Annotated in this window: 19 protein-coding genes; 8 read left to right on the forward strand and 11 right to left on the reverse strand. The window is 71.4% G+C overall.

Annotated elements, in window-relative coordinates; translation table 11 throughout:
- Window positions 1–30: 30 nt before the first annotated feature.
- From EYW40_RS14900 to EYW40_RS14915, 4 genes are read right to left on the reverse strand one after another with little or no spacing between them, the layout of a single operon-like run.
- Window positions 31–1,083, reverse strand: a complete 1,053-nt coding sequence (locus EYW40_RS14900) for an ABC transporter permease (RefSeq protein ID WP_135822455.1) — start codon at window positions 1,081–1,083, stop codon at window positions 31–33.
- Window positions 1,076–2,920, reverse strand: coding sequence for an ABC transporter permease family protein (locus EYW40_RS14905; protein ID WP_135822456.1), 1,845 nt, complete (start codon window positions 2,918–2,920; stop codon window positions 1,076–1,078). The genes EYW40_RS14900 and EYW40_RS14905 overlap by 8 nt, the downstream gene beginning before the upstream one ends.
- The gene (locus EYW40_RS14910; protein WP_135822457.1) at window positions 2,917–3,852 is read right to left on the reverse strand and encodes an ABC transporter ATP-binding protein; all 936 of its coding nucleotides are present in this window, start codon (window positions 3,850–3,852) and stop codon (window positions 2,917–2,919) included. The genes EYW40_RS14905 and EYW40_RS14910 overlap by 4 nt, the downstream gene beginning before the upstream one ends.
- 57 nt (window positions 3,853–3,909) lie before the next feature.
- Entirely contained in the window at window positions 3,910–4,326 is a 417-nt protein-coding gene (locus EYW40_RS14915; protein ID WP_135822458.1) for a DoxX family protein, read from the reverse strand.
- Between the two features lie 138 nt (window positions 4,327–4,464).
- Here EYW40_RS14915 and EYW40_RS14920 point away from each other — a divergent pair, with 138 nt between their 5' ends.
- Both EYW40_RS14920 and EYW40_RS14925 read left to right on the forward strand, forming a co-directional pair.
- The gene (locus EYW40_RS14920) at window positions 4,465–4,821 is read left to right on the forward strand and encodes a winged helix-turn-helix transcriptional regulator (protein WP_135822459.1); all 357 of its coding nucleotides are present in this window, start codon (window positions 4,465–4,467) and stop codon (window positions 4,819–4,821) included.
- 49 nt (window positions 4,822–4,870) lie between these two features.
- Complete coding sequence (locus EYW40_RS14925) at window positions 4,871–5,794, forward strand: biotin--[acetyl-CoA-carboxylase] ligase (RefSeq protein WP_135822460.1); 924 nt, start codon at window positions 4,871–4,873, stop codon at window positions 5,792–5,794.
- Window position 5,795: 1 nt separating this feature from the next.
- On the opposite strand, the gene EYW40_RS14930 is transcribed toward EYW40_RS14925, so the two are convergent.
- The 6 genes from EYW40_RS14930 to EYW40_RS20055 form a co-directional block, all read right to left on the reverse strand.
- Complete coding sequence (locus EYW40_RS14930) at window positions 5,796–6,296, reverse strand: universal stress protein (protein WP_375137158.1); 501 nt, start codon at window positions 6,294–6,296, stop codon at window positions 5,796–5,798.
- Between the two features lie 43 nt (window positions 6,297–6,339).
- Window positions 6,340–7,353 (reverse strand): amidohydrolase family protein, encoded by a 1,014-nt coding sequence (locus EYW40_RS14935; protein ID WP_202614564.1) that lies wholly within the window; start codon window positions 7,351–7,353, stop codon window positions 6,340–6,342.
- Window positions 7,354–7,395: 42 nt separating this feature from the next.
- Window positions 7,396–8,625: an HD domain-containing protein gene (locus EYW40_RS14940; protein WP_135822461.1), complete on the reverse strand. Its 1,230-nt coding sequence runs from the start codon at window positions 8,623–8,625 to the stop codon at window positions 7,396–7,398.
- Window positions 8,626–8,679: 54 nt separating this feature from the next.
- Window positions 8,680–10,437, reverse strand: coding sequence for a hypothetical protein (locus EYW40_RS14945; RefSeq protein ID WP_135822462.1), 1,758 nt, complete (start codon window positions 10,435–10,437; stop codon window positions 8,680–8,682).
- 158 nt (window positions 10,438–10,595) lie between these two features.
- Window positions 10,596–11,330 carry an archaeal proteasome endopeptidase complex subunit beta gene (psmB, locus tag EYW40_RS14950; RefSeq protein WP_135822463.1) on the reverse strand — a complete coding sequence of 245 codons (735 nt, stop codon included), beginning with the start codon at window positions 11,328–11,330 and terminating at the stop codon, window positions 10,596–10,598.
- Window positions 11,331–11,416: 86 nt separating this feature from the next.
- Window positions 11,417–11,590, reverse strand: coding sequence for a hypothetical protein (locus EYW40_RS20055; protein WP_202614565.1), 174 nt, complete (start codon window positions 11,588–11,590; stop codon window positions 11,417–11,419).
- 411 nt (window positions 11,591–12,001) lie between these two features.
- Here EYW40_RS20055 and EYW40_RS14955 point away from each other — a divergent pair, with 411 nt between their 5' ends.
- The 4 genes from EYW40_RS14955 (at window position 12,002) to EYW40_RS14970 (ending at window position 14,679) form a co-directional block, all read left to right on the forward strand.
- Window positions 12,002–12,292 (forward strand): HalOD1 output domain-containing protein, encoded by a 291-nt coding sequence (locus tag EYW40_RS14955; protein WP_135822464.1) that lies wholly within the window; start codon window positions 12,002–12,004, stop codon window positions 12,290–12,292.
- Between the two features lie 72 nt (window positions 12,293–12,364).
- Window positions 12,365–12,733 (forward strand): DUF555 domain-containing protein, encoded by a 369-nt coding sequence (locus EYW40_RS14960; RefSeq protein ID WP_135822465.1) that lies wholly within the window; start codon window positions 12,365–12,367, stop codon window positions 12,731–12,733.
- Window positions 12,734–12,771: 38 nt separating this feature from the next.
- Complete coding sequence (locus EYW40_RS14965; protein ID WP_135822466.1) at window positions 12,772–13,311, forward strand: CBS domain-containing protein; 540 nt, start codon at window positions 12,772–12,774, stop codon at window positions 13,309–13,311.
- Window positions 13,312–13,452: 141 nt separating this feature from the next.
- Window positions 13,453–14,679, forward strand: coding sequence for a hypothetical protein (locus EYW40_RS14970; RefSeq protein WP_135822467.1), 1,227 nt, complete (start codon window positions 13,453–13,455; stop codon window positions 14,677–14,679).
- On the opposite strand, the gene purM is transcribed toward EYW40_RS14970, so the two are convergent.
- Window positions 14,676–15,647 (reverse strand): phosphoribosylformylglycinamidine cyclo-ligase, encoded by a 972-nt coding sequence (gene purM, locus EYW40_RS14975; protein ID WP_135822468.1) that lies wholly within the window; start codon window positions 15,645–15,647, stop codon window positions 14,676–14,678. The two genes, EYW40_RS14970 and purM, sit on opposite strands and share 4 nt — an antisense overlap.
- A 135-nt stretch (window positions 15,648–15,782) precedes the next feature.
- On the opposite strand from purM, the gene EYW40_RS14980 reads away from it, so the two are divergent.
- Window positions 15,783–16,265: a hypothetical protein gene (locus tag EYW40_RS14980; RefSeq protein WP_135822469.1), complete on the forward strand. Its 483-nt coding sequence runs from the start codon at window positions 15,783–15,785 to the stop codon at window positions 16,263–16,265.
- Window positions 16,262–17,746 carry a molybdopterin-dependent oxidoreductase gene (locus EYW40_RS14985; RefSeq protein ID WP_135822470.1) on the forward strand — a complete coding sequence of 495 codons (1,485 nt, stop codon included), beginning with the start codon at window positions 16,262–16,264 and terminating at the stop codon, window positions 17,744–17,746. The genes EYW40_RS14980 and EYW40_RS14985 overlap by 4 nt, the downstream gene beginning before the upstream one ends.
- Window positions 17,747–17,756: the final 10 nt, after the last annotated feature.

A 17,756-nucleotide genomic window follows, 5' to 3' on the forward strand; every position in this document is an offset into this window, starting at 1 on the left:
GTCGCAAGAACGTGGGGGAGGGGGCGACCGTTACAGGCTTTCGGGGTTCGCCCGCCCGACGGCCGCCCGGACGACGGCCACGCAGACGACGCCGAGCGCGACGTAGCCGGCCGCCGCGACCCACGAGAGCGTCGTCGCGCTCCCGATGGCGAGTTTCGCCACAACGTTCGGCGGGGCCGCCGGCAGCAGCGTCGCCGCGGTGAACACCAGCAGGATGCCCGAGGAGTACAGCAACTGCGCCTGCCGGCGGTCGGGCGCGAGCAGGGCGATGCCGAGCCCGACGGCGACGACGGCCAGCGAGAAGCCCGCCGCGACGCCGACCAGCGCCGCGGGGTGGGCGATCCGCGTGCCGTTGAACGCAAGCAGGCCGAGCCACAGCGCGACCTGGGCGGGCGCGAGCCCGGCCGCGGCGACCAGTTTCCCGTCGACGATGTCGCGGAGCGTGAGCGGCGCGACCCGGAGGAGTTCGAGCGTCCCCTGCTGGACCTCTTCGGTCAGCGAGTCGACGGCGACGCTCCCGCTAATGAACACCGGCAGGAACACCAACAGCGGGACGAGTACGGTGTAGGTGAAGCCGAAGTACGGGCTGGCGGCGACCCGCCCCGGCAGGTCGAGCGGCTGGCGTTCGAGGCGGTGGCTCAGGCGGTCCCGCTCCGTCCGCTCCAGTTGCTCCAGCACGTCGCGCAGCTTCACCACCAGCACCGTCGTCCGGAGGTTCTCCTCGGGCACCGTCGCCGTCACCCGCACCGTCCCGTTCGCCGTCCGATTCGCCACGAGCGTCGCGTCGACCCGCCCGTCGGCGAACGCCGTCCCGGCCTCGCCGGCCGCGTCGTACTCCACGGCGGTCACGCCGCCGACCTCGTCGATGGCCGCGCCGAGGTCGTCGCTGGCGTTGCCGGCGACGCCGACCGACGGGTTGTACCCCTCGACGTTGCCGGGGTCGTACAGCGAGACGAGGCCGACGACGAGGAACGACGAGAACGCTGCGATGAACAACTGGATCGCCAGCGCGAGCACGATCGTCTTCTCGCTTTTCAGCGCGGCGAGTTCCCGCCGGGCGACCGCGAGGCGCGGGTCAGACACCGCCGATCACCGCCGCGTTGTAGGCGACGTGGATGATGACGGCGACGCCAGTCGCCGCCGCCCAGCGTTTCGGCCCGCGCCGCGCGCCGACCGCGGAGATGCCCGCGGTGACGACGTGGAGCGCCAGCGGCGCGAGCAGCGCGACGAGCAGGAACGGCCCGCTCGCCGCCGTCGTGGCGAAGGCGGCGCGGCCCAGTTCCAGTTGCGTGAGCCCGACCGCCTGCACGATGGCGGTGAGCTTCTCGGCGGCGAAGAAGCCGAGGCCCGAGCACGCGCCGACGACCAGCGCTGTCCGGAGCCCGCGGTCGTATCGCGCGTGGACGAACCCGGCGTAGCTCCCGACGCCCTTCGCGACCTCCTCGATCACGGCGATGGCGACGAGCAGGACCGGGAGCGACGCGTCGAGCGGGAGCGCGAACAGCAGCGCCACCGCCAGCAGTTCCGCGACGAAGACGAAGGGGATCGCCGCCGCGGTGACGAGCCCGACCGACCGCGGGCGGCGGATCCGGGTCGCCAGCGCGTCGAGCGCCTTCAGGTGGACCGGGCGCTGGGTGAACATGTCCTCCTCGCGGTAGACGCCCGCGCCGAGCACGAACAGCAGGACCGCGGTCAGCAGCGCCGGCCCGACGGAGAACGCGAACTCCATGACAGAGACCGACCGGGAGCCCAGATCCCACACGACCAGCGTCAGCGGCGAGATGAGCGCGATCGGCGTCACGTCCGCGAAGATGGCCGGGACGAACGCGTAGGCGGTGAGGAACACGCTGATCGTGACCGTGACGAACGTGAGTTCCTTGAACGACCGCGCGAACATCGCGCCGACGAACGTCGCGCCGAGAAAGAGCAGGGCCAGCGGGACGACCGCCGCCACCGAGAGCGGGCCCCCGCCGACCGCCGCGGCGACGCCGACGGTGACCGCGAGCAGCGCGGCGAGGTACGGCAGCGTCTTGCCAGCGACGATGTCGCCCGGCGTGACCGGCGAGACGAGCATGAGTTCGCCGCGGCGGTTGATCCGCTCGTCCATGATCGTCGAGCCGTACGCCTGCACGACGAAGTTCATCGGCACGACGAAGAGGAACGCGAGCACGAGCGACGCGAACGGGAACGGCGGGCTCAGGCCGCCGGGCGTCCCGTCGCCGCCGCCGCCGAACACCCCGCCGCCGACGTTCGGCGCCTGGACCGCGCCGTCGTCGGAGCCGGAAGGGGTGCCCTCCGTTCCGCCCGTCGCGGTACCGTCACCGCCGCCCCCGGCGGTGCCGTCGGTCGTGCCGCCGTCGGCCGTCGTCCCGCCGCCGGCGTCGGGCCCGCCGTCGGTGGCCGTACTGTCGTCCGTTTCCGTGCCGTCGCCGGTACTCCCGCCGCCGTCGACGGCCGGCTGGGCGACGCTCCGGGACTCGTACCGGAGGTCGACCTCGACGGGGAACGCGGCATCCTGGTCCGGTTCGGCCCGCATCAGTTCGTCGTCGTTGTAGCGCTCGATCGCCGACCGGAACTCCGCGAGCGCCGCCTCGCTTTTCGCCGGCGTGTCCGGATTCGTCCGGACGGTCCCGTCGGCGACGAGCAGGTCGATCCGGTTCTCGGCCAGCGCCTCGCGGGAGGGCTCGCCGGGGGCGAACGCCGGCGTCGACTCGACCACGTCGTGATACGGGCTGTCGTCGGCGACGCCGACGCGGTAGATCCCCTCGTCCAGCGCCAGCCCGCCGGAGACGACCGCCGGGCCGACCAGCGCGCCGAAGACCACGCCGAGAACGGCCAGGAGGGCGGTCCGCCGGTCGACCGTGCCCGCGCTCTTGCTGACCTCCCAGCGTGCGATCCGGAGGACCTTCGACGGCGTCACGGCTCGGCCTCCCGCTCGGCGTCCGCAGGGGCCTCACCCGCCACGTCGAGGAATATCTCCTCCAGGCTCGGCTCGTCGGTGCGGATGTCGACCACCTCGCCGCCCGCGGCCTGCGCGTCGGCGCGGACGGCCTCGACGGCGTCCATGTCCGCGACGACGGACCGGTGGCGGCGCCGGTGGTCGTCGGTTTCGGCCGCGTCGGCGTCAGCGTCGTCGACCGGCTCGGACCCCTCGACCGGCACCGTCGTGTACACGCGGTACTCGGTCGTCCCGTGGCGGTCGCGGATCCCCTCGACGGTGCCGCGCGCGACGACTTCCCCGCGGTTCATGATGACGACGCGGTCGCACACCTCCTCGACGTGGTAGAGGTTGTGCGCGCTGAACAGGACGGTCTTGCCCGCCTCGCTCAGTTCGCGGGTGAACTCGATGACGTAGTTGGTCGTCAGCGGGTCCAGCCCGCTCGCCGGCTCGTCGAACACGAGCACGTCCGGGTCGTTGACCAGCGCCCGGGCGATGGCGACCTTCCGTTTCATCCCCTTCGACATGTCGCCGATGCGGCGGTCGCGGTGTTCGAGTTCGAGGCGGGCGAGCGCGTCGTCGATCCGTTCGGCCGCGGCGTCGCCGGGCACGTCGTACAGGTCCGCGAAGAAGTTGAGGTAGGAGTCGGCGGTCATCTCCTCGTACAGCGGCGACTCCTCGGGGAGGAAGCCGAGGTTCCGGCGCGTCTCGGGGTCGTCGGCCGCGCCGCCGTCGACGGTGAGGCTGCCGGCGGTCGGCTCGATCAGGCCGGCGACGGCCTTCAGCGTCGTCGTCTTGCCGGCCCCGTTCGGGCCGACGATGCCGAACACCTCGCCCGGTTCGACGGTGAACGTGCTCCCCTCAACCGCGACGAAGCCGCCGTACTCCTTCCGGAAGTCCGTCACCTCGATCATTCGATACGTGGACGTCGGACCGACGGCAGTTAAATTCGCGGACGCCGGCGAACGGGGTTACAGGCCGACGGCGTAGGGCCACGCCTCCGCGCTCAGCGCGAGGAAGGCAAGCGCGGTGCCGAGCAGGCCGACGTTCTTGAGGAAACTGATCGTCTCGTTCTGTCGCTCCTGGGGGTCCCCCGCGTTCCAGAAGTCGTGCATCTTCGGCGTGGCGACGAGCAGGAACGCGGCCAGCGCGCCCGCGCCGACGAGCGGGTAGGCTCCGGCCGCGACCAGCAGGCCGCCGACCAGCAGCATGCCGCCGGTGAACGGGACCATGATCCCGGCGGCCGGGACGCCCTTCGCGCCGGCGTAACCCGCCATCGACTCGGCGTCCGTGAAGTGGTTGAGCCCCATGAACGCGAGGACGCCGCCGAACAGCACCCGCGCGGCGAGAAACAGGACCTCGCCCGCCGGGGAGAGCGCCAGCGCCATCAGGCCACCCTCCGGTCGTCGCGTGCGGTCGTCGAACCGTTCTGAAGTTGCATCGCGTAACGTAGTTTCATTACGTTACCTGGTACGATAGCGAACCTTTTAGTCGTTCCCGGACGGAGGGGTAAGCAGGTAACAGGGATGTCACTGGAGACGCCACCCACGGCGGAGGAGAAAAACGCCGACGCCTGCGACGTGGTCGAGTCGCTGGAACAGATCGGCTCGCAGTGGCGGCTGATCGTCCTCAGCGACCTGCGGGAGGGCGAGAAGCGGTTCAACGAACTCAAGCGCTCGACCGGCGCGAACTCCCGGACGCTGTCGCGGGTGCTCGACGACCTGAACGACCTTGGCTTCATCACCCGCCGGCTGGAGGAGGACGCGCCGGTGGCGACGTACTACAGCCTCACCGAGAAGGGGGATTCGCTCTGCCCCGTCTTCGAGGAGATAGAGGACTGGGCCGCCGAGTGGCTCGGCGAGGACCCGGCCGCGGACGACTGACCGGTCGCTTCTCGGGCCATTCAAGTCGCGGACGCGCGTAGCCGCCGCCATGAACGACACGCGCCGGGAGGTGGTGCGGGCGCTCGCCGACGGGCCGGTCGGCGGCCCCGAACTCGCCGACCGCATCGGCGTCTCGCGGGCAGCCGTCTGGAAACACGTCGAGGCGCTCCGCGAGGCGGGGTTCGACGTCGAGAGCGACGGCGGCTACCGGCTGGCCGGCGTGCCGGAGTACGGCGGCGCGGCCGTCGAGTACGGGCTGGACGCGCCCTACGAGGTCGAGTACCACGACGCCGTCGACAGCACGAACGACCGCGCCCGCGAACTCGCCGACGAGGGCGCGGACGGGGTGGTCGTGCTCGCCGACGAGCAGACCCACAGCAAGGGCCGCCTCGACCGCGAGTGGACCTCGCCGAGCGGCGGCGTCTGGGCGAGCGTCGTCGTCCGCCCCGCCCTCTCGCCCGCCGGCGTCCCGGTGGTCACGCTGGCGGCGGCGGTGGCGACGACCCGCGCGCTCCGCGAGGCGGGCGTCGACGCCGGGATCAAGTGGCCCAACGACGTGCTGGCGCGCGACGACGGCCGGAAGCTAGCGGGGATCCTCACGGAGATGGAGGGGGAGGCCGACCGCGTCAACTGGGTCGTCGTCGGGGTCGGGGTGAACGTCAACGTCGACGCCGCCGACCTCCCCGCGACGGCGACCAGCGTGCGGGAGCGCGTCGGCGACGTGGAGCGGCGCGCGTTCGTCCAGCGCCTGCTGGAGGCGTTCCACGACCTGCTCGGTGACTCGGACGCGGTGCTTGACGCGTGGCGCGAGGCGGCGCTGACGCTCGGCGAGCGGGTCCGCGTCGAGACGCCGGGCGGCGAACTAGTCGGCGAGGCGGTCGACGTGGAACCGCCGGGGACGCTGGTGGTCGCGACCGACGACGGGGAGCGCCGCGTTCACGCCGGCGACTGCGAACACCTCCGGCCGGAGTAGGCTACCCCTCCGCGTCCTCGACTATCGACGGCTCCTGTCGCTCCTCGCCCTCGCCGCTGACCCGGACCGTCAGCACGGGCACGTCGGCAGAGCGGACGACGCGCTCGGCGACGCTCCCCAGCAGCAGGCGGTCGATCCCGCCGCGGCCGTGGGTCCCCATCACGACCAGGTCACAGCCCTCGGCCTCGGCGTAGCGGACGATTTCCTTGCTCGGCGAACCGTCCAGCAGCGCCGTCTCGACGGCGACGCCGCGGTTCTCGGCCAGCGTTCGGACCCGCTCCAGCGCCGATTCGCCCTCGTCCCGGAGCACGTCGGCGATCCCCTCCCACGACGTCTCCATCGGGATGGTGCCGTAACTCGCCGAGTTGACGACGTACACCGCGTGGACGCTCGCTCCGTGGGCCGCTGCCAGGTCGACCGCGTGTTCGATGGCCCGCTCGACGCCCTCGGAGCCGTCCGTCGGGACGAGGATCCGGTCGTACATCGTGGTATGGGGTGACATACGCGAGGGGGTGATAAAAACCCTCCGCGGTCCCGGGCCGGCGCTACAGGACGACGCGCTCCACGTCGCTCGCCCCGGCCCGCCGGACGACGGCCCGGACCGGGTCCCGGCCGCCCGCGAGGTTGTCCGAGTCGCCGTCCAGCACGAGCAGTTTGGCGTCCCGGCCGGGTTCGATCAGCCCGCAGTTCAGCCCGGCAATCTCCGCTCCGTTGAGCGTCGCCATCCGGAGGACCTCCGGGGCCTGGAGGTCGAACAGCTTCGCGGCGAACTCCATCTCGCGGAACATCGACGGGCTGTTCGTCATCACGTTGTCCGTCCCGAGCGCCAGCGTCGTGCGCTCGGCCAGCTTTTCGGCCGGCGGCACGCCCACGTCGGTGACGAGGTTCGACCGCGGGCAGAGGACGACCGGGATCCCGGTGTCGGCCAGCCGCTCCAGGTGGATCGGCTCGGGGTGGACCATGTGGACGAGGAAGTCCGGGTCCAGGTCCATCGCGGGGTTGATGTCGCTCTCGTCGACCTCGCCGGCGTGGATGCCGAACAGTTTGCCGGCCTCGCGGGTCTCTCTGCGTTCGTGCTCGAAGTGGGCGTCGTTCGCGCCGCTCGCGCCGAACCCGTCGGCGGCGGCCATCGCGTCGACCGTCTCCCGGCCCAGCACGACCGGGTCGATCCCCAGCCCCTCGGCGGCCTCCTCGATGGCGTAGACGCCCTCGACGCCGCCCTCGCGGAACTCGACGGTCGCGGCCGTGCCGGTCGACTCCATGAACCGCAGCGAGCGCCGCATCCCCTCGACCAGTTCGTCGCGGTCCGCCTGGCGGAGCAGGCGGTGTTTCAGGCCGTCCGGCGGCGCGACCAGTTCCTCCAGCGAGAGGCCGCGGCCAGCCTCCTTGGCTATCGAGTCCCCCAGGTGCGTGTGGGCGTTGACGAAGGCGGGACAGACGACGGCCTCGCTCTCGACCGCCGCCTCCTCGACGGCGGCGATCTCACCGTCCTCGACGACGACCCGGCCCTCGACGGGGTCGAACTCGCGCCCCCGGAGGATCGTTCCCTCTATCTCCATGCCCGGGCGTTGTGGGGACTGCGTAATGAGTGCCCCGCCTCGTCAGCGGTCGGCGAACTCGTCCAGCCGGGCGTTCCACCCGCTGCGACGCTCGTTGACGAGCGCGCCGTCGAGGTCCAGCCCCAGCGTCTCGACGGCGGCGCGGCCGACGCGGTCGGTCTTGTCCGCCGGCGCGTACACGCCGAGCCGCCACTGCGACCGCTGGGCCGCCCGCAGCGCCTCGACCAGCGGCGACTGCTGGTCCAGCCGGCGGACCTCGCCGCTGACGACGACGCGGGTCGAGCTCTCGGTCATCTCCGGGCGTTCGGGGACGTCGAGCACCACGTCCTCCCGGCCAAGGCCGGCGGCGGCCGCGATCTCGCGCTCGCACTCGCGGATCACGTCGTGGTTCGCCGCGATGACGCTCTCGGGGACGTCCTCCAGTTCGACCCACAGCGCGCGCTTGAACAGGTCGCGGTTGCAGAGCCGTTCGGCGACGGCCGCCGTCTCGGGCTCCCGCCTGAGCGCCGACAGCAACCCGGGGTCGTCCATCCGGCGGACGGTCCCGGCGTCGTAGCCGGCCTCGTCCAGCAGGCGCTCGGTGCCGCGCCGGAGCATCGACTTGCTGATCCGGGCGACGTGGTGGCTGTAGACGGTCGGGTTCATCAGCGCCCGCGCGACGAGCAGGCTCTCGGCCGACTGGACGTTCCCCTCCGCGAGCACGAGTTCGCCGCCCTCGAAGGTGAGTTCGCGGATCAGCCGCCCGTGGTCGATGGTGCCGTAGGGGACGCCGGTGTGGTGGGCGTCCCGGACGAGGTAGTCCATCCGGTCGACGTCCAGTTCGCCCGAGACGATCTGACCGAACCGGCCGTCCCCGGCGACCAGGTCCGCGACCGCGTCCGGCGAGATGTCGTGGTCGCGGAGGATCTCCCCGACAGCGCCGCCGGCGATCAGGTCGTGGACGTCGTCGTGGTACTTGCCCGTCCGCCGGTGGAGCAGTTCCTCGACGTTGTGGCTGTACGGGCTGTGGCCCACGTCGTGCAGGAGGGCGGCGGCCTCGACCCGGGCGGCACGGTCGCCGGAGACGCCCAGCTGGTCCAGCGCCTCGCAGGCGAGGTGGTAGACGCCGACGCTGTGTTCGAACCGGGTGTGGTTCGCGGAGGGGTACACCAAAGACACCGTGCCGAGCTGCTTGACCCGGCGGAGCCGCTGGACGGCGGGGGTGTCCAGCAGGTCGCGCGCCACGCCGTCGACCGTGATGTGGTCGTGGACGCTGTCCTTGATCGTCTTCATACGCCCCCGTTCGGCGCTCTCGGTGAAAAACCCCGGCAGACGGGGTTGGCCGCGCTACGTCCCGCTCGACTCCCGCGCCTCGTACCAGACCGTAACCGCGTTGGTCAGCGCTAGGAGGAGGAGCAGCCCGCCGGTTACGACCAGTATCGGCTCTATCAGGGGTGCGCTCGCCAGGCGGTCGATCACGGTCGCGGCGGCGAGCACGACGGCGGCCAGAAACGCCATTCGGAGGGCGCTGAAGTAGTCCCCCGTGGCCCGGAGCCACGGCACGGTGCGCTTGAGGCGGTCGGTGTACACCCGGAAGTCCGCGAAGACGAGGAAGAGCGTCGCGGCCGCGAGCAGGCCAGCGAGCTCTTCGAGGGTGACGAGGACCGCGCCGCCCGGGAGCAGTACGCCGCCGAACAGCAGCCACAGCCAGGTCAGTTCGACGGCGAACGCCACCTGGATCGCGGTGCCGTCGGTGTGGGGCGGTTGCGGGGGGCGGCGGAGCGTCTCGCGCACCGCGAACGCGACGACGCCGAGGACCGCGGGCCACGCGAGGCCGAACACCACCCGGTTCGTCGGCGAGAGCGCGCCGCTTCCGGTCGCGGTGACGGCGGCCAGCGGGACGAACGCCAGCGAGGGGACGAGCAGGTTACCGACCGGGCGGGTCACCTCCGGCGGGCGGTCGCGGAGCGTCGAGAGGTCGACCGTCTCCGGACGCGTCCGCTCCCAGTGCTCCAGATACGCCGGGACCCGCGCCGCCTGTCGCGCCCAGTACCAGAGCCCGTAGAACCCCGGGAGAGCAGCACAGAGCAGGATCCCGACGGCGTCCCACGCCAGCACCGCCGTGTTCCACCCCGGCGCGCGTATCTCGCCGAGGTTGACGAGGACGCCGTACAGCAGCGCGACCACGGCAACCATGGAGAACAGGACGAGGAGGACCTGACACAGCACCGCGGCGATCAGGTAGAGGACGACGCCGTCGCCCTGCCGCGACAGGCGGCGGTACGCGAGCAGCGCCAGAAACCGCGCTTCGAGGTCGCCCTTGCGCGCCGCGGCCCTCTCGACGACGGCGGCGAGCCGGGGGGTGCGGTCCCCGAGCCGGTCAGCGGCGACCGACGCCGCCCCCGCTGTCAGCAGGAGCAGCTCCGTCAGCGGGAACAGCATCGCGAGAAACGCCGACAGGAAGCCGAGGAAGACGAGCGTGACCGCGACCTGTGCGGCCACCCCGAACAGCACGAAGAAGGCGGTGACGTGGTAGTCGACCCCGCCGCGTTCGTATCGCTCCCGCGCGTCGGTCACGTCTTCGTCGGTCAGCCGCCGGGAGGAAAGCTGGTCGAACAGTTCGACGCGGTCGTCGAACCCGGCGGTACGCCACCAGCCGAAGTAGACGTAGAGCCCCGTTCCGACGCAGGCGACGCCGAAGGCGAGGAAGAACGCGCCCAGCAGCGCGGCGGTGGAGAACTGGGCTGGGACTGCGGCCGGCAGCGCGGCGTCGAGGACGGCGAGCGGCGACGTCGAGAACAGGACGGGGACGCTCCCGGAGAGGGGGACCCCGACGACCAGGGCGGCGGCCGTCGCGAACGCGCGGTAGCTTGGTCGGTCGAACAGCTCGCCACCAAGCCCGTCAGTCGGCAGGACGCGGGGCAGGAACTGGTAAACCGCGCACCCGTAGAACGCCGTCTGACAGAGGACGCCGAACGCGTCGAGGTCGCCGAGCGTGACGGTGACCGCACCCGCGAGCACGACCCCTGCCAGCCCGTCGAGGAGGAGTTCGAGGACGCCGGCGACGCGCCTCGCCGGGACCTCCGGCAGGGTTCGCCAGAACACGGAACTGGCAGCCAGCCCCGAAAGCACCGCCGGGCGCGACCGGCCGACCCTGCCCAACTCCGGAATGTCCCCTCGCACGGCTCTGCGAGGGACGTACCGAGCGGTCGACAATCAATCTATGCGTCGACGGTTGCGCGCGGCCCGCGGCCGCGGGTCGTCTACAGGACCTCGTCGAAGTCGGAGTGGCCGTGGATGTCGACGCCCTCGTCGGTGATTTCGGCGAGGAACACGCCGTTACCGGAGCCGGTGTCGCGCTCGGCGGCGCTCTTGACGGCGCGGGCGGCGACGGTCTTGGCTTCCTCGTTCGAGAGGCCCTCTTCGTACTCCTGTTCGAGGACGCCGTAGGCCAGTTGCATGCCCGAGCCGGTGACGGTGTAGTCGTCGGCCATGACGCCGCCGGCGGGGTCGATGCTGTAGACGTGGTGGCCCTCCTCGTCGACGCCGCCCAGAATGGGGTTGATCGCGAAGAACGGACCGCCCCGCGCGAAGTTGCCTGCCAGCGTCGCCAGCGCGTTGATGCTCATCGACTCGCCACGGCGCGCCTCGTAGAGGTTCGCCTCAGCCCGCAGGCTCTTGATGAACGACTGCGCACCGCCGACCGACCCCACGAGGGTGAGTGCGGCCGTGTCGTGGATCTGTTCGACCTTCTGGACGTTCTTGTTCGAGACGAACCGCCCGCCCAGACTGGCGCGCATGTCCGTCGCGATCACCACGCCGTCCGCGGTGACCAGGCCGACCGTCGTCGTCCCCGTCTTGTTTACGTTGTCCAGGTCCTCAGCGGACAGGTCGTTCGTCGGGACCTGTCCGACCTCGGCCTCGAAGGGGCCCGTGTGGTTCCCCGCGAGGCGCTCCCGGTTCCGCGAGAACTCGGACTCGTGCATGGGCGTACGCATTGCCGGAGGGTACTCCCCGGACGCATAAAAAGGACAACGTTCGGACGCGGCGTCGGCCGCTCGCCGCGCGCGCCGCCGTCGGCCGCTTACGGCTCCTTCACGCCCTCGTAGGCGCTGTCGAGGCGGTCGATGAGTCTGTGAATCGGGAGCGTGACTCCCGCGCGGTTGGCGACGAGCGCGAGCGGCATCAGGAGGATGCCGACCGCGAGGCTGATCTGGTACAGGGCGAGTAGCGTTCCCCGATACACCCGTTGTATCATTGGACTTCAGCCCACCCCAACCGGGGGTCGTATATAAGCCTTCCCCACGCGACGGGTCGGTAACCATCTTTCATCGCCTTCCGACCCCGACGCAGTCGTGCGGTTCAACTGTAGTTGTACTGGACGCATCTGCGGGCGCGTTCCGGCCGGGCGACCCCTACGTGTCGACGGGCCAACGCCGCTGATTCTCATAAGTTATGGGCATTATCCCGTTGACGTGCGCGGCCGCCGGGACGCCCCGAACGCCGACGGCCGTCGCCGCGCGGAACCGCTCGGCGGATCGATCACAAACGTTCATAGCGCCGCGGCCGGTAGCCGGAGGACCGCGCAGTGCCCCGGCCGCCGGCCATCGCCGCGCCCGTGGTCACAGTGCCGACGGGCGCGGCCGCACGGTTCTCGGAGGTGAGACGGATGGGAGGGAACGGGGCGGGCGACGTGTTCAGGGGGACGGTCGACGACGACGCGACCCCGGCCACGGCCATCGTCGAGGCGATAGCGACCATCGAGGGTCGGGACCCGACGCGGCTGGACAGTCGGCTCTACGACTCCATCGACCCGAGCGGCCTGAACGCGGTGCTGGCGACCCCCGCGGAGGCGGCCGACGACCCGGGGCGGCTGACGGTGTCGTTCACCCACGCCGGCTACGAGGTCACGGTCTCGCGGAGCGGCCGGTACCGGATCGCGCCGGCGGACGCCGACTGAGGCGGGCGGCCGGTCGCGCCGTGCGGGCGCGAAACCGAAAAGGGGGAAACCCTCCGGGCCGCAGGGCTACCTATGAGTAACTATCTCGTCGTGATGGAAGCCGCATGGTTGGTCCGTGACGTGGAAGCGGTCGACGACGCCATCGGCGTCGCCGTCAGCGAAGCCGGCAAGCGACTGAACGAGCAGGACATGGACTACGTGGAGGTCGACGTCGGCGCGACGGGGTGTCCCGCGTGCGGCGAGCCGTTCGACTCGGCGTTCATCGCGGCCGACACGGCCCTCGTGGGGCTGGTGCTCGAGATGAAGGTGTTCAACGCCGACAGCCAGGAGCACGCCCAGCGCATCGCGAAAAGCGAAGTCGGCGGCGCGCTCCGGGACGTCCCCCTCTCGGTCGTCGAGACGATCGAGTACGAGAACGAGGACGAACTCGACGGGGAATGACCGAAGCTTTATCTCATAACCGAAGGTAATTCCCCGGTATGGACTTACCCACGCCGGCGGACCTGCGGGAGCGGCGGAACGAACTGGGGCTGACCCAGAGCGAGCTCGCGGAGCGGGCCGACGTCTCCCAGCCGCTGATCGCGCGCATCGAGGGCGGCGACGTCGACCCGCGGCTGTCGACGCTCCGGCGGATCGTCAACGCCTTGGAGGCCGCGGAGGGCGGCATCGTCCGCGCCGAGGACCTGATGCACGAGACGGTGATCAACGTCTCCCCGGACGACGAACTCCGGGACGCCGTCCGGAAGATGGAAGAGGAGGCGTACTCGCAACTGCCGGTGATCCAGGAGGGGATCCCGGTCGGGAGCATCAGCCAGAGCGACCTCGTCCACGCCGACGAGGAGGCCCGCGGCGAACCCGTCCGCGAGTACATGAGCGAGTCGTTCCCCACCGTCTCCAAGAGCGCGACGCTGGACGAGATCAGCAGCCTGCTGGACCACTACAAGGCCGTCATGGTCACCGAGGACGGCGAGACGGTCGGCATCGTCACCGAGGCCGACCTCGCGGCGCGGCTCTCCTGACTCGCTGCAGCGACCTCTATTCCGCAACGGCCGCATCGTTCCCCGCAGCGTCACCCGTCGGTTCCGCGAACAGCCCCGGAAACCGACAGGCGGCCCTACGGCTAAGTACGTTCGTGCGGTTCTCTCCGACGGGTGGGGAGAATGAGCGACGAACGCAACACCGGCGACGAGTGGAACATCACCCGCGACCCGGACCGGATCCGGAAGTGGGGCGAACAGCGCGACATGCGACCGTACCGGCGGCGCGACGGGGGGAGCGACGACGTCGGCTTCTACCGGCACGACGACGCCCCGGAGGACCACGAGCAGGTGGAGTGGGAGCGCCTCGGGGAGACGATGACCGACGACGAACTCGTGTTCATCTACCGCGACGAGGGGGAGGAGTACGAACTCGTGCGCCGCGCGGACGCGGCGGAGCGGGCCGCCATCGAGAGCGAGGCCGTCGAGGAGGCCCTGATGGAGGGGGAGTCGGTGACGACGGAGATCACCGAGACGACCGTCGTCGAGACGGAAGTCGTCGAGACCGACGTGCTGGAAAGCGAGGTGGTCGACAGCGAACTCATCGCCAGCGACGTCCTGGAGAGCGAGGTGGTCGACCGCGAGGTGGTCGACACCACGTTCGTCGACGACGAGACGGTCGAGGTCGAGGTCATCGAGACCCGCGACGAGACCCGCGAGCGGTTCGAGCGGAAGGTCGTCGAGAGCGAGGTGGTCGACAGCGAACTGATGCAGGGCGAGGCCGTGGAGACGGACGAGATAGAGACGTCGGTCGACGTGGAGAACGTCCAGCGGAACCTGCTCAAGTCGGACATCGTCGCGAGCGGGCGCGTCGGCGAGGAGGTCGTCGACACGGACGCGATAGAGAGCCGCCTGCTGGAGGGCGACGTCATCGAGACGACGTTCGTCGAGCGGTCGACGGTCGAGGAGGAGGTCGCCGACGAGCGCCGCCTCACGTACTCGCTCGTCGACGACGAGCACCTTGGGACCGAGACCATCTACAGCGAGGAGCTCGAACACGACGTCGTCTCGGAGTCCGCGGTCCCCGAGCACGCACGGCGGCGGCCCGGCGACCCGGCGGAGGCGACGGCGCCCGCCGACGCGGTCCCCGGCGACCGCGCCGCGGGCGGGCCGACCGGGGTCGAACTCACGGAGGACGACGTCGGCAAGCGCGTGGTCGACGACCGCGGCACCGAGGTCGGCGTCGTGGCGGGCGTCGAGCCCGGAGCCGTGCTGGTCAACCCGCAGGCCGGCATCGCCGACCGGATCAAGACGCGGCTCGGCTGGGGCGGCGAGGAAGACGCCTACGCGGTCGACGAGGACCAGGTGGCGCGGGTCGACGACGACGAGGTCGTCCTGCGGAGCGTTTAGAGCGACAGCCCGCGGACGGCGACGCCGTCGCCCTCGCGGACCTCGCCGATTGCTTTTCCGTCGGTCGCGGCCGCCAGCGCGTCGGCCTCGTCGGCGGGGACGGCGGCGACGAACCCGGTGCCCATGTTGAACGTGCGGTGCATCTCGGCGTCGGAGACGTCGCCCTCCCGCTGGACGAACTCGAACACGGGCTGGGCGGGGTGGGGGTCGGTGATATCGTACCGGTAGTCGCCCATCCGTTCGAGGTTCGTCCAGCCGCCGCCGGTGACGTGGGCGGCCGCGTGCGCGTCGTGGTTCCTGAGGTCGCCGAGCAGGTCCGCGTAGATGCGGGTCGGTTCGAGCAGTTCCTCGCCGACGGTGCGGTCCGGGTTCGGCGGGAACGGGTCGTCGTAGTCGTGGTTCCGGGTGACCGCCTCGCGGGCCAGCGTCAGGCCGTTGGAGTGGATGCCGCTGGAGGGGAACCCGACGAGCGCGTCGCCGGGGGCGGCCTCGCCGTCGAACGTGTCGCCCTTCTCGGCCAGCCCCGCGCAGGTGCCGGCCAGGTCCAGCCCGCGGATCACCTCGGGCATCACCGCCGTCTCGCCGCCGAGCAGGGCGATCCCGGCCTCCTCGGTGCCGGCCGCGAGCCCCTCGCCGACCTGCTCGGAGAAGTCGTCGACCGGCTCCTCGACCGCGACGTAGTCGACGAACGCGACGGGGTCGACCCCGGCCGCGACGAGGTCGTTGACGTTCATCGCCACGCAGTCGATCCCGACCGTGGAGTAGTCGCCCAGCGCCTCGGCGACGAGCAGTTTCGTCCCGACGCCGTCGGTCGCCAGCGCCAGGTAGCGGTCGCCGATGTCGAGCAGGCCGGCGAAGCCCTCGACGTCGTCGAACGCCGACAGCAGCGCCGCGGTCGCCGCCTCGCTCTCGGCGATGTCGACGCCGGCGTCGGCGTACGTCAGCCCCTCGGTGTCCTCGTCGGTCATACGCGAGACCCCGCCCGGCGCGAGCAAAAGGCCACCGGTCTGGCGCGGATCCGGGAGGAATTCTAGAACCAGTTCGAACGGAGTCGGGTCGGCCTTTGAAAAATCGGTTTTAGTGGGTCCGCCGTCGCTCCGAACGTGACACACAGAGAGTTCGGCACCACGGCGCTGGTCGCACTGGTCGCAGTCGCACTCGTCGCGGTCCCCGCCGCGGGGCTCGTCGCCGCGGACGGCTCCCCGTCGGTCGGAGCCCCCGTGACGACGACCGACGGCGGCGGCATGGACGGCGACGGGATGAACGGGACGACCGGCATGGACGACGGAATGAACGACGGCGGCATGGACGAGACGACGGCGATGGGGGACGGCATGAACGACAGCGACGGGATGAACGATAGCGACGGCATGGACGACGGGATGAACGGGACGACCGAGATGGACGACGGGATGAACGGGACGACCGAGATGAGCGACGGCATGGGCGACGACGATATGGACGGCGAGTCCGAAGGGGAGGACATGGACGAAAACGACAGCGATGGCGGTTCGCTCGACGGGTTCGGCGTCGTCGCGGTGGTCCTCGCACTCGCCGCCGCGCTCGGGTACGCGAGATTCCGATGAGCGCCGCGCGCATCCGGGCGGGGATCCGCGGGAACGCGCCCGAACTCGGGCTGGCAGCGGCGGGCGGGCTGGCGGCCGTCGCCGCGTCGTTCGCCGCCGCGGGCGACCCGACGGCGTTCGTCGGCGCGGCCGTCGAGGCGGTGATTCGGGACACCGCCCCCGAACCGGTCGTGGAGTTCGTGCGGAGCGACCTCCGGGACCTGGCCGCGCCGACGCTGCTGGCGACGGCGGTCGTCGCCGCCACGGCGCTGTTCGCCCTGTTCGGGCTGGCCGGCGTCGCGGTCGACCGCCGGACGGACAGCCTCGGTGCCGGCGTCGCCGTCGCCGCGGTGCTTGGCGGCGGCGCGTCGACGCTGCTCGGGGTGGGGCCGCTGCCAGCGCTGGCCGCCGCGGTGCCGACCGCGCTCGTTCCGGTCACCGCCCGCGCGACGGGCGCGCCGACGACCGTCTCGAAGCGGCGGCGCACCCTGCTCGGCTCGGTCGGCGGCCTGCTGGGCCTGGCGGGGGCAAGCACGGTGCTCGGCACCCAGCGCGGGGGAAGCATCGACCCCGAACCGCTGGACGAGGCGGCGGAGACGGAGACGCTGCTCTCGACGGCCGACGAGCGGTCGCTCGACCTCGCCGGCACCGGCGGGCTGGTGAGCGACTCGTTCTACGAGGTCGACTACAGCAACTTCGACCCGACCGTCCGGAAGGACGATTGGTCGCTGACGGTCACCGGCGAAGTCGAGGAGGAGGTGACCGTCGACTTCGAGGGGCTGCGCGACATGTCGACCGAACACCGCTTCGTCACGCTCCGCTGCGTCAGCGACCCGCTGAACGGGAACAAGATGGACAACGCGCTCTGGACCGGGACGCCGCTCGCCGACCTCGTCGAGGAGGCGGGGCCGGGGGGCGGCTGCGAGTGCGTCCGCCTGCGCGCCGCCGACGACTACTATCAGGTCTTCCCGCTGGCGGCCCTCCGCAACGGCTTCCTCGCGTACGGCATGAACGGCACGGAACTGCCGAAGGGACACGGCCACCCCGTCCGCGTGCTGATCCCCGGCCACTGGGGCGAGATCAACGTCAAGTGGATCACGGAGATCGAGGTGCTGGACCGGGACGCCGAGGGCTACTGGGAGGAGCGCGGCTGGCACGGCACCGGCCCCGTCGAGACGGTCGCGAAGATCGGGTCGGTCGACGAGCGCGACGACGGGACCGTCCGGGTCGGCGGCCACGCGTACGCCGGCACCCGCGGCGTCTCGGCCGTGGAGGTGTCGACCGACGGCGGCGACACGTGGAGCGAGGCGACGCTGTCGCCGACGCTCCCGGGCGACGACGTGTGGCGGATGTGGGCCCACGAGTTCGCGGCCGACGGCACGCACGAGGTGGTCGTCCGGGCCGTCGAGAGCGACGGCACCGTCCAGCCCCGCGAGGAGACCGACGCCTACCCCAGCGGCGCGACCGGCTGGGTGTCCCGCACCGTCGAGGCGGAGCGGTGAAGCTTTGTGG

It is taken from the genome of Halostella litorea (assembly GCF_004785955.1).
GTDB lineage: Archaea > Halobacteriota > Halobacteria > Halobacteriales > Natronoarchaeaceae > Halostella > Halostella litorea.

Bases quoted from the DNA above. Each gene is read 5' to 3' on its own strand.
- EYW40_RS14925 (WP_135822460.1), top strand. From the start codon at position 4,871: ATGAACGACACGCGCCGGGAGGTGGTGCGGGCGCTCGCCGACGGGCCG.
- EYW40_RS14960 (WP_135822465.1), top strand. From the start codon at position 12,365: ATGAGTAACTATCTCGTCGTGATGGAAGCCGCATGGTTGGTCCGTGAC.
- EYW40_RS14965 (WP_135822466.1), top strand. From the start codon at position 12,772: ATGGACTTACCCACGCCGGCGGACCTGCGGGAGCGGCGGAACGAACTG.
- psmB (WP_135822463.1), bottom strand. From the start codon at position 11,330: ATGCGTACGCCCATGCACGAGTCCGAGTTCTCGCGGAACCGGGAGCGC.
- EYW40_RS14970 (WP_135822467.1), top strand. From the start codon at position 13,453: ATGAGCGACGAACGCAACACCGGCGACGAGTGGAACATCACCCGCGAC.
- EYW40_RS14955 (WP_135822464.1), top strand. From the start codon at position 12,002: ATGGGAGGGAACGGGGCGGGCGACGTGTTCAGGGGGACGGTCGACGAC.
- EYW40_RS20055 (WP_202614565.1), bottom strand. From the start codon at position 11,590: ATGATACAACGGGTGTATCGGGGAACGCTACTCGCCCTGTACCAGATC.
- purM (WP_135822468.1), bottom strand. From the start codon at position 15,647: ATGACCGACGAGGACACCGAGGGGCTGACGTACGCCGACGCCGGCGTC.
- EYW40_RS14920 (WP_135822459.1), top strand. From the start codon at position 4,465: ATGTCACTGGAGACGCCACCCACGGCGGAGGAGAAAAACGCCGACGCC.
- EYW40_RS14930 (WP_375137158.1), bottom strand. From the start codon at position 6,296: ATGTCACCCCATACCACGATGTACGACCGGATCCTCGTCCCGACGGAC.
- EYW40_RS14985 (WP_135822470.1), top strand. From the start codon at position 16,262: ATGAGCGCCGCGCGCATCCGGGCGGGGATCCGCGGGAACGCGCCCGAA.
- EYW40_RS14940 (WP_135822461.1), bottom strand. From the start codon at position 8,625: ATGAAGACGATCAAGGACAGCGTCCACGACCACATCACGGTCGACGGC.
- EYW40_RS14935 (WP_202614564.1), bottom strand. From the start codon at position 7,353: ATGGAGATAGAGGGAACGATCCTCCGGGGGCGCGAGTTCGACCCCGTC.
- EYW40_RS14915 (WP_135822458.1), bottom strand. From the start codon at position 4,326: ATGGCGCTGGCGCTCTCCCCGGCGGGCGAGGTCCTGTTTCTCGCCGCG.
- EYW40_RS14910 (WP_135822457.1), bottom strand. From the start codon at position 3,852: ATGATCGAGGTGACGGACTTCCGGAAGGAGTACGGCGGCTTCGTCGCG.